The sequence below is a fragment of the Variovorax sp. Soil_C_12 genome, from assembly GCF_057657375.1.
In genome coordinates, this window is sequence record NZ_JBDGIO010000008.1 from 182,286 (window position 1) to 195,457 (window position 13,172).

At 67.7% G+C, this 13,172-nt stretch carries 12 protein-coding genes; 7 read left to right on the top strand and 5 right to left on the bottom strand.

Annotated elements, in window-relative coordinates; genetic code table 11:
• Nucleotides 1–7: 7 nt before the first annotated feature.
• Complete coding sequence (locus AC3A6X_RS22260) at nt 8–472, bottom strand: EVE domain-containing protein (RefSeq protein ID WP_309959377.1); 465 nt, start codon at nt 470–472, stop codon at nt 8–10.
• Nucleotides 473–576: 104 nt separating this feature from the next.
• On the opposite strand from AC3A6X_RS22260, the gene AC3A6X_RS22265 reads away from it, so the two are divergent.
• Nucleotides 577–1,557, top strand: a complete 981-nt coding sequence (locus AC3A6X_RS22265; RefSeq protein WP_487844247.1) for an LLM class flavin-dependent oxidoreductase — start codon at nt 577–579, stop codon at nt 1,555–1,557.
• Between the two features lie 47 nt (nt 1,558–1,604).
• Here the strand turns inward: AC3A6X_RS22265 and AC3A6X_RS22270 are convergent, their stop codons facing one another.
• Nucleotides 1,605–3,221: a WS/DGAT/MGAT family O-acyltransferase gene (locus AC3A6X_RS22270; RefSeq protein WP_487844248.1), complete on the bottom strand. Its 1,617-nt coding sequence runs from the start codon at nt 3,219–3,221 to the stop codon at nt 1,605–1,607.
• A 187-nt stretch (nt 3,222–3,408) separates the two neighbouring features.
• On the opposite strand from AC3A6X_RS22270, the gene mnmA reads away from it, so the two are divergent.
• A complete protein-coding gene (mnmA, locus tag AC3A6X_RS22275; protein WP_487844249.1) occupies nt 3,409–4,518 on the top strand; it encodes a tRNA 2-thiouridine(34) synthase MnmA in 1,110 nt (369 codons plus the stop codon).
• Between the two features lie 85 nt (nt 4,519–4,603).
• On the opposite strand, the gene AC3A6X_RS22280 is transcribed toward mnmA, so the two are convergent.
• On the bottom strand, nt 4,604–5,089 hold the full coding sequence (locus AC3A6X_RS22280; RefSeq protein WP_309959370.1) for an NUDIX hydrolase: 486 nt from the start codon (nt 5,087–5,089) through the stop codon (nt 4,604–4,606).
• Entirely contained in the window at nt 5,089–6,273 is a 1,185-nt protein-coding gene (locus AC3A6X_RS22285; protein ID WP_487844250.1) for a DUF4019 domain-containing protein, read from the bottom strand. Before AC3A6X_RS22285 ends, AC3A6X_RS22280 begins: the two co-directional genes overlap by 1 nt.
• Nucleotides 6,274–6,470: 197 nt before the next feature.
• Here AC3A6X_RS22285 and AC3A6X_RS22290 point away from each other — a divergent pair, with 197 nt between their 5' ends.
• From AC3A6X_RS22290 to AC3A6X_RS22310, 5 genes are all read left to right on the top strand, one after another.
• Nucleotides 6,471–7,586 carry a Re/Si-specific NAD(P)(+) transhydrogenase subunit alpha gene (locus AC3A6X_RS22290; RefSeq protein WP_487844251.1) on the top strand — a complete coding sequence of 372 codons (1,116 nt, stop codon included), beginning with the start codon at nt 6,471–6,473 and terminating at the stop codon, nt 7,584–7,586.
• A 27-nt stretch (nt 7,587–7,613) separates the two neighbouring features.
• On the top strand, nt 7,614–7,940 hold the full coding sequence (locus AC3A6X_RS22295) for an NAD(P) transhydrogenase subunit alpha part 2 (RefSeq protein ID WP_487844252.1): 327 nt from the start codon (nt 7,614–7,616) through the stop codon (nt 7,938–7,940).
• 2 nt (nt 7,941–7,942) lie between these two features.
• Nucleotides 7,943–9,430 (top strand): NAD(P)(+) transhydrogenase (Re/Si-specific) subunit beta, encoded by a 1,488-nt coding sequence (locus AC3A6X_RS22300; protein WP_487844253.1) that lies wholly within the window; start codon nt 7,943–7,945, stop codon nt 9,428–9,430.
• Between the two features lie 97 nt (nt 9,431–9,527).
• Nucleotides 9,528–11,207 (top strand): long-chain-fatty-acid--CoA ligase, encoded by a 1,680-nt coding sequence (locus AC3A6X_RS22305; RefSeq protein WP_487844254.1) that lies wholly within the window; start codon nt 9,528–9,530, stop codon nt 11,205–11,207.
• 13 nt (nt 11,208–11,220) lie between these two features.
• A complete protein-coding gene (locus tag AC3A6X_RS22310; protein WP_487844255.1) occupies nt 11,221–12,003 on the top strand; it encodes a 5'-methylthioadenosine/adenosylhomocysteine nucleosidase in 783 nt (260 codons plus the stop codon).
• Here the strand turns inward: AC3A6X_RS22310 and corA are convergent.
• Entirely contained in the window at nt 11,996–12,982 is a 987-nt protein-coding gene (gene corA, locus AC3A6X_RS22315; RefSeq protein WP_106558504.1) for a magnesium/cobalt transporter CorA, read from the bottom strand. The genes AC3A6X_RS22310 and corA overlap by 8 nt on opposite strands.
• Nucleotides 12,983–13,172: the final 190 nt, after the last annotated feature.

Here is a 13,172-nt window from a genome sequence, read left to right on the forward strand (position 1 = left end):
GCCGCCCTCAGGCCAGCATCTTGTCCGCGATCAGATGCCAGTGCACCGGATCGACCGGCGTGATCGAGAGGCGATTGCCCCGGCGCAGCACCACCATGTCCGCCAGCTCGGGCGTCGCACGCATCTCGGGCAGGCCCAGCAAGCGGGTCTTGCGCAGCGCCTGCACGTCCAGCAGGACCCAGCGCGGGTGCTCGGGCTTCGATGCCGGGTCGTAGTAGGGCGACTCGGGATCGAACTGCGTCGGATCGGGCCGGGTGCCGGAGGCCACGCGCGCGATGCCCACGATCCCCGGCTGCGGGCAGCTCGAGTGGTAGAACAACACGCCGTCTCCCACCTGCATCTGCTTGGCCATGTAGTTGCGCGCCTGCCAGCCGCGCACGCCGGTCCAGGGCACGGTGGCGTCGGGCGCGGCCAGCGCGTCGTCGATCGAGCAATCGTCGGGTTCGGACTTCATCAACCAGAAATTGGACATGGCGGTATCAGCTTCGGTGGATGGCGATAGCGCGACGTTTTATCAGAACCCGGAATTCGCCTGCGCCAGCACGACCATCGCGATCGGGCCATGATGCCGCGACCATGGTGCCCTTCTCCATCCTCGACCTCTCCCCCATCACCGAAGGCAGCGACGCCGCTCAGTCCTTCCGCAACTCCCTCAGCCTCGCCCAGCATGGCGAGAAGCTGGGTTACCGGCGCTACTGGCTGGCCGAGCACCACGGCATGCCCGGCATCGCGAGCGCGGCCACGGCGGTGCTGCTGGCCCACATCGGTGCCGGCACCTCCACCATCCGCATCGGCGCCGGTGGCGTGATGTTGCCCAACCATTCGCCGCTGGTGATCGCCGAGCAGTTCGGCACGCTGGAGTCGCTCTACCCGGGCCGCATCGACCTCGGCCTCGGGCGAGCCCCGGGCTCCGACCAGCGCACCGCGCGGGCCTTGCGGCGCGACCTGCAGTCCGATGCCGACCAGTTCCCGCAGGACGTGGTCGAGCTGATGGACTTCATGGCCAAGGAGCCGCAGCAAGCGGTGCGCGCGGTGCCGGGCATGGGGCTGGAGGTGCCGGTGTGGATCCTCGGCTCCAGCACCTTCGGCGCGCAGCTCGCGGCGCACCTGGGCCTGCCCTATGCCTTCGCCTCGCATTTCGCGCCGCAGCAGCTGATGCAGGCGATCCGCCTCTACCGCGACACCTTCAAGCCCTCGAAGCAGCTCGCCAAGCCTTATGTGATGCTGGGCTTCAACGTGTTCGCGGCAGAGACCGACGAGGAGGCCGAGTTCCGCTCGAGCTCCTGGCAGCAGGCCTTCGTCAACCTGCGCAGCGGCCGGCCGGGCCGGCTGCCGCCGCCGGTGGCGAACTACCGCGCGCGCATCGGGCCGGCGGAGAACGCGCTGCTCGACTCGGTGCTGTCTTGCGCGGCGGTAGGGTCGAAGGAGACGGTGCGCTCCGGGGTGAAGGCCTTCATCGAGCGGACGGGGGCGGACGAGCTGATGATCACCTCGCAGGTGTTCGATCACGAGGCGCGCTTGAAGTCCTACGAGATCCTCGCCGGGCTTCGGGATTGACTCCCTCTCCCGGGGGGAGAGAGGGCAAGTCCGGGGAGAAGGAAGAGTCAGTTCAGCGCTGCAGCGCGCTTGGAGGCGGGAGTCTTGCGTGGTGCCTTCGGCACTGCAGTGCGTACCGCTTTCGCGGTCACCTTTTTCTTGGCCACCCTCTTCGGTGCCGCCCGCTTCTTCGCGGGCGCCTTCGGCACAGCGGCAGCAGCGGGTGCAGCCACCGGCACGGCAACGGGCGCGGCCGCAGCAGCCGGCGCTGCCTTCCCCACGATCAGCCCGAACAGCTTCTTGTGCTCCGCCACCACATAGTCCCCCAGGTCCGCCACATCCGGCACCGCGCGCCGGCAAGCCGTGAGGCCGAACTCGAGCGCGCCGTTGTAGCTCTGCACCGTCATGTTCAGCGCGAGCCCGTGGCCCGGGATCGAGACCGGGAAGTAGGCCGCCACCTTGGCCCCCGCGAAGTAGAGTGCGAACGAAGGCCCGGGTACGTTGGAGATCGCCACGTTGGCCGCCGGCGGCAGCTTGTCTGCCAGGCCCGAGCGGCCGTAGAGCGAGGCCAGCCCGGACATCAGCGAGGGCACGCCGAGCGAGGGAAAGTCGGTCGGGATCGCGGCCTTGACGTTGCCGGTGAGCTTCTTGCCCTCGCTGGAGGACTCGTGGATGGCCGCCAGCCGCTCCAGCGGATCGGCGATGTCGGTCGCCAGGCTCACCAGCATCACCGAAACCTGGTTGTTCAAGTCCGTGTTGCCCTCGCTGCGCAGCGACACCGGCACGCCCGCGATCAGCGGCTTGGCCGGCTTGCAGCCGTAGTCGGCCAGGTAGCGCCGCAGCGCGCCGGCGCAAATGGCCAGCACGATGTCGTTGAGGCTGGTGTCGGTGGCCTTGGACATCTGCTTGACCTCGGCCAGCGGCACGCTGCGCGCGGCGAAGGAGCGCTGGTTGGTGATCGAGACATTGAGCGGCGTGCGCGGCGCGGTCCGCAGCGCCTTGGGCAGCTCGAAGGCGCGCTGCCCCGTGTTCTCGGACACCGGCATCAGCACGTTCGTGATGGCCTTGGCCGTGGCCGGGATCGACTGGATCAGCTTCACGTACTGCTGCACCGCGTTGCTCAGCGCCGCCGTGGCCAATTCGGCCATGCCCAGCTGCGATGAATCGGGCCGGCGCGTCACCCGCGGTGTCTTCACCGGCGCGGGCGTCTCCGAGATGTCGAACAGCGCCTTGGCCACCGCGACGCCAGCCTGGCCGTCGATCGCGGCGTGGTGCATCTTGCTGTAGAGCGCCACCTGGCCGGTCTGCAGGCCCTCGATGATGTGCATCTCCCACAGCGGGCGGCTGCGGTCCAGCAGAGAGGAATGCAGCCGCCCGACCAGGCGCTCCAGCTGCGCCAGGGTGCCGGGCCGCGGCATGATCACGTGGTGGATGTGGTGGTCCAGATCCAGGTCGTCGTCGTCCACCCACACCGGGTTGGCGAGGTCGAAGGGCATCATCGCCAGCTTGCGCACGAACACCGAGGCCAGGTGCAGGCGCCCGCTCAGGTACTTCTTGGCGTCTTCGGCGAAGTCGCCCTCGTAGCCGGGCGGCAGGTCGATCAGCTGAAGGCTGCCCACGTGCATCGGCGACTCGGGGGTTTCGAGGTGCAGGAACGAGGCGTCCATGCCGCTGAGGTGATCCATGCGTGTCTCCTGGGTGGCGCTTTCCGCGCGCGCCCGCGTTGTTGTGCTTCCGATCGGCGTTGCAGTGTGAACCTCGGCGCTGCTTCTTTCAACTCGATGAAGACCCGCAGGCGACGCGCGTCGCTTCACGCTCCGTGATTACCCGGACACGGGCACCGGCATGATCGGCCTGGGACAATCGCCGCCCATGGAAAAGCAGCGCATCGTGGTGGGCCTGAGCGGCGGGGTGGACTCCGCGGTCACGGCGCACCTGCTCAAGCAGCAGGGCCACGAGGTGGTCGGCATCTTCATGAAGAACTGGGAAGACGACGATGACAGCGAGTACTGCTCGTCGAATATCGACTTCGTCGACGCCGCGAGCGTCGCCGACGTGCTGGGCATCGAGATCGAGCATGTCAACTTCGCGGCCGACTACAAGGACCGCGTCTTCGCCGAGTTCCTGCGCGAGTACCAGGCCGGCCGCACGCCCAACCCCGACGTGCTGTGCAATGCCGAGATCAAGTTCAAGGCCTTCCTGGATCACGCGATGCGCCTGGGCGCCGAGAAGATCGCCACTGGCCACTATGCACGCGTGCGCTTCAACGCCGCGAGCGGGCGCCACGAACTCCTCAAGGGCCTCGACCCCGCCAAGGACCAGAGCTACTTCCTGCACCGCCTGAACCAGCAGCAGCTGGCGAAGACGCTGTTCCCCGTGGGCGAGCTGCACAAGACCGAGGTGCGCCGCATCGCCGACGAGATCGGCCTGCCCAACGCGAAGAAGAAGGATTCGACCGGCATCTGCTTCATCGGCGAGCGGCCCTTCCGCGAGTTCCTCAACCGTTACATCTCGAAGGAGCCGGGCCCGATCCGCGACGAGCGCGGCCGGCGCATCGGCGAGCACCAGGGCCTGAGCTTCTACACCCTGGGCCAACGCCAGGGGCTGGGCATCGGCGGCCTGAAGCCCAAGGGCGCGCAGCGCGGCGCCGGCGAGCATGCGCCCTGGTTCGTCGCGCGCAAGGACATCGAGAGCAACACCCTCTGGGTGGTGCAGGGCCACGACCATCCCTGGCTGCTGTCGCCGGCGCTGGAGGCCGACGATGCCAGCTGGGTAGCGGGCGAGGCACCCGAGCCGGGCGCCTATGCGGCGAAGTCGCGCTACCGCCAGGCCGATGCCGGCTGCGTGCTGGGCGAGGGCGCCAACGGCGCGTTCCGGCTGGCCTTCGCCGAGCCCCAGTGGGCGGTGACGCCGGGGCAGTCGGCGGTGCTTTACGACGGCGAGGTCTGCCTGGGCGGCGGGGTCATCTCGCGGGCCGGCTGAGCCTGCCTTCGGGTGGCGATGCGGTGCCTCATTGGAGTGCCTTCGCCTTCGGTGCGAGTCCCCTTCGGAACGGCCGGGCGGGGGCTCAGGCCTCGTCCTCGCCAGCCACCGAGGCATGGACGTGGATGAGGTCCAGCGGGTGGCGATGCCCCGCAAGATAGTCGTCCACGCATTGCAGCAGCAGCGGGCTGCGATGCCGTTCGCGGCTCGCGCGCAACTCGTCGGCCGTCATCCACAAGGTGCGCACGATGCCGTGGTCCAGCGCGCGGCCCGGCTCCAGGGGGCCCAGCGTGCCGCAGAAGGCGAAACGCATGTAGGTGGTGTCCTCGCCCCGCGCGCCGCGCTGGCGTGCCATGTAGATGCCCACCAGCGCCGTTGGCGTGAAGCGGTGCGCGGTTTCTTCCAGCGTCTCGCGCGCACAGCCTTCGGCCGGCGACTCGCCCGGGTCCAGGTGGCCGGCGGGCGAGTTCAGCCGCAGGCCGTCGCTCGTCTCTTCCTCGACCACCAGGAAGCGGCCGGCCTGCTCGATCACCGCGGCGACGGTGACGTTGGGCTTCCAGCGATGCGCCATCAGCGCAGTACGTAGCCCGAGAAGCGCCAGACCCGGTCGTCGCCCAGCTGGAAGGTCACCAGCTCGCGCACGGTGGCGTTGGCCTTGTTGGCAAAGCGGGTCTCGTATTCGACGCTGACGTACTGGCCGGCCAGCTCCTGGTTGCCCTCGCCGACCACCTGCCGGTTGATCGCGACCCAGGTGCGCTGCTGCGCGGCACCCAGCGGCGCGCGCGCCTTGGTGACCTGATTCACGAAATCGTCGCGGCCTACGCGCTTGCGGGCGGCCGGCGTGGCGCCGTCCCAGAGCTCGCCGGTCTTGTTCTGGTCGATCATCTGGATCGCCTGCAGACCGCCGCGCACCATGTCGCTCGGCTCGACGTCCTGCGCGAATGCGAACTGCAGCCAGCTGCCCAGCAGCGCGGCTGCCAGCAGGCCTCGAATCGTCTTCTTCATCGTTTCCACTCCTTGGTTGATTAGTCTGCCGCGCCTGCCACGGCACAGGGCAAGCCGGCGACCTCGTCGGGGGAGGAACTCCAGCCGATAGCCCAGGCCGTACACCGAGGCCAGCACCACGCCATTCTCGGGGCGCAGCGCCAGTTGGACGCGCAGCCTCGACACATGCGTGTCGAGCGAACGCGAACCAGTACCCAGTTCCTGGCCCCAGATGGCCTGCATCAGGTGTTCGCGCGACAGCAGCCGGCCGATGTTGCGGAACAGCAGGAGTGCCAGCTCGTACTCGCGTTGCTTCAGCCGCACCGGTTCTCCGTGCAGGCGAATCGTGCTGGTGTGCGGGGAGAAGTGATACGGGCCGTAGGCCAGCTCTCTTTCGAAGCGGGTCGGGTAGGCCCGGCGCAGCAGGGCCTGCACGCGCGCCTGGAACTCGGCGCTGCCCAGGGGCTTCACCATGAAGTCGTCCGCGCCGGCCAGCAGCGCCGCGGCCATTCCGGTCTTGTCTTCCGGGGCGGCCGTGAGGAGAAGCGGGAGCCGGTTGCCGAAGCACTCGCGCAGCTTGCGGATGACCTCGATCCCGTCGACATCCGGAGGTCGCCAGTCGAGGACCAGCAGGTCGAAGACCTCGTCGCGGAGTCCGCGCAGCAAGGACTTGCCGTCGGCAAAGCCGTGGCACTCGTGGCCGATCATCGCCATCACGCGCTGAATCGACTCCATCTCACGCGGCTCGTCGTCGAGCATCGCTATTCGCATGGCAACCCCCTGAAGATTTTTTGCTTCTTGGTCCACGCCGCCGGCCATCTGGGCGCCGGTCGTGCGCGGAGTGCGAATGTACAGGAAGTGGATGCGGGTGGGGAAGGGGGCGGGTGCGGGACAGCGCGAACGGCCTGCTGTTGTCATCTTCATGTAAGCTCGGCGCGAATTCCAACGCTGCCCCGAGGAGAAACCCCATGCTGATAGGCGTGCCGGCCGAAACCGTGCCCGGCGAAACCCGAGTGGCCGTCACACCCGAGACGGCCAAGAAGCTTGTCGCGCAGGGGCACACCGTGCGCGTGCAATCCGGCGCCGGCATCACTGCCGCGATCACCGATGCCGCCTTCCAGGCGGCCGGTGCCGAGATCACCGACGCCGCAGGCGCCTTCGCCTGCGAACTGGTGCTCAAGGTGCGCTCGCCCTCCGACGGCGAGGCCGCGCTCATGAAGCCCGGCACCGTCGTGGTGGGCATGCTCAACCCCTTCGATGCCGAGGGCCTGCAGAGGCTCGCGGCCGCGGGCCTCACCTCCTTTGCGCTGGAGGCCGCCCCGCGCACCACCCGTGCCCAGAGCATGGACGTCTTGTCCTCCCAGGCCAACATCGCCGGCTACAAGGCCGTCATGATTGCCGCGGACAAGTACCAGCGCTTCTTCCCCATGCTCATGACCGCTGCCGGCACCGTCAAGGCCGCCCGCGTGGTGATCCTGGGCGTCGGCGTGGCCGGCCTGCAGGCCATCGCCACCGCCAAGCGCCTGGGTGCCGTCATCGAGGCCTCGGACGTGCGTCCCTCCGTCAAGGAACAGGTCGAATCCTTGGGTGCCAAGTTCATCGACGTGCCCTACGAGACCCAGGAAGAGAAGGAAGCCGCCGAAGGCGTGGGCGGCTACGCGCGCCCCATGCCCCAGAGCTGGATGGACCGCCAGAAAGTCGAAGTGGCCAAGCGCGTGGCCGCCGCCGACATCGTGATCACCACCGCGCTCATTCCCGGCCGCCCCGCGCCCGTGCTCGTCACCGAGGAGATGGTCCAGGCCATGAAGCCCGGCTCGGTGATCGTCGACATGGCCGCCCCGCAAGGCGGCAACTGCCCGCTGACCGAGGCCGGCCGCACCGTCATCAAACATGGCGTCACGCTCGTGGGCGAGACCAACCTGCCCGCCCTGGTGGCCGCCGACGCCTCCTCGCTCTACGCACGCAACGTGCTCGACTTCCTGAAGCTCGTGCTCCCCAAGGAGGGCGGCTTCAAGATCGATCTCGAGGACGACATCGTCGCCGCCTGCCGCATGACGCAGGACGGCCAGGTCACGAAGAAGTAAGCCAGCAAGCAAGCGAGGAGAAGCCCCATGGATCCCGTGTCCCACACCGTCATCAACCTCATCATCTTCGTGCTGGCCATCTACGTGGGCTACCACGTGGTCTGGACCGTCACGCCCGCACTGCACACGCCCCTGATGGCGGTGACCAACGCCATCTCCGCCATCGTCATCGTGGGCGCCATGCTGGCGGCCGCGCTCACCAGCAGCTGGCTGGGCAAGGGCATGGGCGTGCTGGCCGTGGCGCTGGCCGCGGTCAACGTCTTCGGCGGCTTCCTGGTCACCCGGCGCATGCTGGAGATGTTCAGGAAGAAGGACAAGAAGGCGGCGGCCCCCGCCAAGGCGGAGGGCCACTGACCATGTCGATGAATGTCGTCACGCTGCTGTACCTGGTCGCCAGCATCTGCTTCATCCAGTCCCTCAAGGGCCTGAGCCATCCCACCACCTCCATCCGCGGCAACCTCTTCGGCATGGTCGGCATGGCGATTGCCATCCTGACCACCGCCGCGCTGATCGTGCAGCTCGCCGGCGGCAAGGCCCAGGGCATGGCCTGGGTGCTGCTGGGCCTGGTGGTGGGCGGCGGCTACGGCGCCTACCGCGCCAAGACGGTCGAGATGACCCAGATGCCCGAGCTGGTGGCCTTCTTCCACAGCATGATCGGCCTGGCGGCTGTCTTCATCGCGGTGGCGGCGGTGGTCGAGCCCTGGGCCTTCGGCATCACGCCGCCGCCGGTGGCGGCGGTGATCGGCGCCAACGTGCCCGAGGGCGCGTACGTGGTCGACGGCTTCGCGCGCTTCGCGATTCCTGCGGGCAACCGGCTGGAGCTGTTCCTGGGCGCGGCCATTGGCGCCATCACCTTCAGCGGCTCGGTCATCGCCTTCGGCAAGCTCTCGGGCAAGTACAAGTTCCGCCTGTTCCAGGGCGCGCCGGTGCAGTTCAAGGGCCAGCACATGCTCAACCTGGTGCTGGGGCTGCTGACCATCGGCCTGGGGCTGGTGTACATGTTCACCGAGAGCTGGACGGCCTTCTTCGTGATGCTGCTGCTGGCCTTCGTGATGGGCGTGCTGATCATCATCCCGATCGGCGGGGCCGACATGCCGGTGGTGGTGTCGATGCTCAACAGCTACTCGGGCTGGGCGGCCGCGGGCATCGGCTTCTCCTTGAACAACGCGATGCTGATCGTGGCCGGTTCGCTGGTGGGCTCCTCGGGTGCGATCCTGAGCTACATCATGTGCAAGGCCATGAACCGCTCCTTCTTCAACGTGATCCTGGGCGGCTTCGGCGGCGAGACGGCCGCGGCCACGGGCGGGTCGAAGGAGCAGCGGCCGGTGAAGAGCGGCAGCGCGGACGACGCGGCCTACATGCTGAGCAACGCCGACACCGTGATCATCGTGCCGGGCTACGGCCTGGCGGTGGCGCGGGCCCAGCACGCGGTCAACGAGCTGGCCGAGAAGCTCACCCACAAGGGGGTGACGGTGAAGTACGCGATCCACCCGGTGGCCGGGCGCATGCCCGGGCACATGAACGTGCTCTTGGCCGAGGCGGAAGTACCCTACGACCAGGTCTTCGAGATGGAAGACATCAACGGCGAGTTCGCGCAGGCCGACGTGGCGATCATCCTGGGGGCCAACGACGTGGTGAACCCGGCCGCGCTCACCAAGGGCACGCCGATCTACGGCATGCCGATCCTGGAGGCCTACAAGGCCAAGACGGTGATCGTGAACAAGCGCTCGATGGCTGCGGGTTATGCCGGGCTGGACAACGAGCTGTTCTACATGGACAAGACCATGATGGTCTTCGGCGACGCCAAGAAGGTGGTCGAGGACATGGGCAAGGCGATCGAGTAAAAGAAAGAGGAGCGCCAAGCGCCCGCCGCCCGGTGCCATCGAGGCCGGGCGGCGTTTTCGTGAGCAGAAACCAGAATTCGTTCGAGGAGACAGATCCATGACAGACCGCCCCTGGCTCAGCAGCTACCCGCAAGGCGTGCCGGCCGACATCGATGCTTCCCGCTATGCCTCGCTGGTCCAACTCATGGAGGAGAGTTTCTCCAAGTTCGCCGACCGCACCGCCTACAGCTTCATGGGCAAGGACATGGGCTACGCCGAGGTCGACAAGCTGAGCCGCGCCTTCGCCGGCTACCTGCAGGGCCTGGGCCTGGCCAAGGGCGACCGCGTGGCGGTCATGATGCCCAACTGCCTGCAGTACCCGATCGCGGTCTGCGGCATCCTGCGCGCCGGGCTGATCCTGGTCAACGTGAATCCGCTGTACACGCCGCGCGAGCTGGAGCACCAGCTCAAGGATTCGGGCTCCAAGGCCATCGTGATCATGGAGAACTTCGGCAACACGCTGCAGCAGTGCATCGCGGCCACGCCGGTCAAGCATGTGGTGCTGAGCGGCATGGGCGACCGCCTCGGCCTGTTGAAGGGCGCGCTGGTCAACTACGTGGTGCGCAACGTCAAGAAGATGGTGCCCGAGTACAGCCTGCCCGGCGCCGTGCGCTTCAATGATGCGCTGGACAAGGGCGCGGGGCGCAAGCTGCAGACGGCGGTCGCGGGGCCGGACGACGTGGCGGTGCTGCAGTACACCGGCGGCACCACCGGCGTCTCCAAGGGTGCGGTGCTGCTGCATCGCAACGTGATCGCCAACGTGCTGCAGTCCGAGGCCTGGAACGACCCCGTCATGCAGAAGGTGCCGGCCGGCGAGCAGCCCACCAGCGTGTGTGCGCTGCCGCTCTATCACATCTTCGCCTTCACGGTGAACATGATGCTGTCCATGCGCACGGGCGGCAAGCTGATCCTGATCCCCAATCCGCGCGACATCCCGGCCGTGCTGAAGGAGCTGTCGAAGCACACCTTCCACAGCTTCCCGGCGGTCAATACGCTCTTCAACGGGCTGGCCAATCACCCGGACTTCAACACCGTCAACTGGAAGAACCTCAAGGTCTCCGTCGGCGGCGGCATGGCGGTGCAGGGCGCGGTCGCCAAGCTGTGGCTCGACAAGACCGGCTGCCCGATCTGCGAGGGCTACGGCCTGTCGGAGACCTCGCCCTCGGCCACCTGCAACCCGACCACCAGCACCGCCTACACCGGCACCATCGGCGTGCCGCTGCCCAGCACCTACCTGAAGCTGCTGGACGACGACGGGCGCGAGGTGCCGGCCGGCCAGCCGGGCGAGATCGCGATCAAGGGCCCGCAGGTGATGGCCGGCTACTGGCAGCGCCCCGACGAGACTGCCAAGGTCATGACGGCCGACGGCTACTTCAAATCCGGCGACGTGGGCATCGTCGACGAGCGGGGCTACTTCAAGATCGTGGACCGCAAGAAGGACATGATCCTGGTCTCGGGCTTCAACGTGTACCCGAACGAGATCGAGGATGTGGTGGCGCAGGTGCCGGGCGTGCTCGAATGCGCGGCCGTCGGCATCGCCGACGACAAGACCGGCGAGGCGGTCAAGCTGGTGATCGTCAAGAAGACCCCGGATCTCACCGATGCCCAGGTGCGCGAGTTCTGCCGCGCCAACCTCACCGGCTACAAGCAGCCCAAGGTGATCGAGTTCCGCACCGAGCTGCCGAAGACGCCGGTGGGCAAGATCCTGCGTCGCGAACTGCGCGACAGCAAGAAGTAGCGGGGCATCTGCCGTGGCGGCGCCGGTCGCGATCGTGGCTGCCATGCAGGAGGAGCTGGGCGCGCTGCTCGCCGCGATGCCCGACGAGCGGCGCGTGCGTGTCGCCGGCCGCGATTTCTGGGTCGGGCACCTGCACGGCCAGACCGTGGTGGCGGTGCTGTCGCGCATCGGGAAGGTCGCGGCGGCCACCACCGCCACCGTGCTGCTGGAGCGCTTCGGTGTGCGCGCCATCGTCTTCACCGGCGTGGCCGGGGGGCTGGCGCCCGGGGTGCGGGTGGGCGACGTGGTGGTGGCGAGCCGGCTGCTGCAGCACGACCTGGATGCCTCGCCGATCTTTCCCCGTTACGAGGTGCCCCTGACCGGGCACGCGCGCTTCGCGACCGACACCGCCATCAGCGATGCGCTGGCGGCCGTGGCCGAAGGGCTGCTGCGCGATCCGGTCGCCTTGCTGGGTCGGCAGGTGGTCGACGACTTCGGGCTGCACGCGCCGCGCCTGCATCGCGGCCTGGTGGTCAGCGGCGATCGCTTCATCGCCCGGGCGGCCGACAGCGAGACGCTGCGCCACGAGCTGCCCGATGCGCTCGCCTGCGAGATGGAAGGGGCCGCGGTGGCGCAGGTCTGCCACGACTTCCGAGTGCCCTTCGCGGCGGTGCGCACGATCTCGGACCGCGCCGACGACCAGGCCCACACCGATTTCATGCGCTTCGTCTCCGCGGTGGCGAGCCGCTACAGCCTGGCGCTGATGAACGGCTGGCTGGCCGGGCTGCCCGGCGCGAAGGTGAACGAGCCTACTTGAGCCAGCCGCGCCGGCGGAAGTACCACATCGGCACCAGCGCGCTGGCGATCATCAGCACGATCGCATAGGCGTAGCCGTAGCCCCATTCCAGCTCCGGCATGAGCTTGAAGTTCATGCCGTAGACGCTCGCGATCAGCGTGGGCGGCAGCAGCGCCACGCTGGCCACCGAGAAGATCTTGATGGTCTTGTTCTGGTTGATGTTGATGAAGCCCACGGTGGCGTCCATCAGGAAGTTGATCTTGTCGAACAGGAAGGCCGTGTGGTTGTCCAGCGACTCGATGTCGCGCAGGATCTGCCGCGCCTCCTCGAACTGGTCGGCGTTGAGCATGCGGCTGCGCATCATGAAGCTCACCGCGCGGCGCGTGTCCATCACGTTGCGGCGGATGCGCCCGTTCAGGTCTTCCTGGCGGGCGATGGCGGCCAGCACCTCGCCGGCCAGCTCGTCGCTCACGTTGCCCTCCAGCACCTTCTTGCCCGCGACTTCCAGCTCGTCGTAGATGTTCTCCAGCGAGTCGGCCGAGTATTCGGCGTCGGCGTCGAAGAGCTTCAGCAGCACCTCCTTGGCATCCTCGATCAGCCCCGGCGCGCGGCGTGCACGCATGCGCAGCAGGCGGAATACCGGCACGTCCTCGTCGTGGATCGAGAACAGCACGCCGCGGCTGCGCAGCTCGGTGTTGTGCTGGTTGAGGATGAAGGCCACGCGCACCGAGCGCGGGTTCTCGTCGTCGTCGATCAGGAAGTCGCTGCGCACATGCAGCTCGCCGTTGTCTTCCTCGTAGAAGCGCGCCGACTCCTCGATGTCCTCGTCCATCGCATCCTCGGGGATGGACAGGCCGTAGTACTGCTTGATCCAGCGCTTTTCTTCCAGCGTGGGCGATTCGAGGTCGACCCAGATCGGCTGGAATTGCGACAGTTCCTCGAGCGCCTCGATTTCTTCCTGGACGAGGCGCCCGTTGGCGAGCGTGAAGATGTTGAGCATGGCTCACTCCCGGGTGATGCTTGTGGCGGTTGGCGAGGGTGGGGGCGCTTTCAAATCCCCAGCCAACGACGCGTCACAGGAGAGTTGAAAGCTGCCGAGGCGGAACGGTTTCCATCCGAGTCTCCGGTTGCAGCGAGGCGCGATTATGTCACCGGCCTCTTGCATTTTCCTGATGAGATCTGGACGGATA

Excerpts from the sequence above, each read along its gene's own strand:
- AC3A6X_RS22285 (WP_487844250.1), bottom strand. The coding sequence starts at position 6,273 with ATGCGAATAGCGATGCTCGACGACGAGCCGCGTGAGATGGAGTCGATT.
- AC3A6X_RS22265 (WP_487844247.1), top strand. The coding sequence starts at position 577 with ATGGTGCCCTTCTCCATCCTCGACCTCTCCCCCATCACCGAAGGCAGC.
- AC3A6X_RS22270 (WP_487844248.1), bottom strand. The coding sequence starts at position 3,221 with ATGGATCACCTCAGCGGCATGGACGCCTCGTTCCTGCACCTCGAAACC.
- AC3A6X_RS22300 (WP_487844253.1), top strand. The coding sequence starts at position 7,943 with ATGTCGATGAATGTCGTCACGCTGCTGTACCTGGTCGCCAGCATCTGC.
- AC3A6X_RS22260 (WP_309959377.1), bottom strand. The coding sequence starts at position 472 with ATGTCCAATTTCTGGTTGATGAAGTCCGAACCCGACGATTGCTCGATC.
- mnmA (WP_487844249.1), top strand. The coding sequence starts at position 3,409 with ATGGAAAAGCAGCGCATCGTGGTGGGCCTGAGCGGCGGGGTGGACTCC.
- AC3A6X_RS22295 (WP_487844252.1), top strand. The coding sequence starts at position 7,614 with ATGGATCCCGTGTCCCACACCGTCATCAACCTCATCATCTTCGTGCTG.
- AC3A6X_RS22305 (WP_487844254.1), top strand. The coding sequence starts at position 9,528 with ATGACAGACCGCCCCTGGCTCAGCAGCTACCCGCAAGGCGTGCCGGCC.
- corA (WP_106558504.1), bottom strand. The coding sequence starts at position 12,982 with ATGCTCAACATCTTCACGCTCGCCAACGGGCGCCTCGTCCAGGAAGAA.
- AC3A6X_RS22280 (WP_309959370.1), bottom strand. The coding sequence starts at position 5,089 with ATGGCGCATCGCTGGAAGCCCAACGTCACCGTCGCCGCGGTGATCGAG.
- AC3A6X_RS22290 (WP_487844251.1), top strand. The coding sequence starts at position 6,471 with ATGCTGATAGGCGTGCCGGCCGAAACCGTGCCCGGCGAAACCCGAGTG.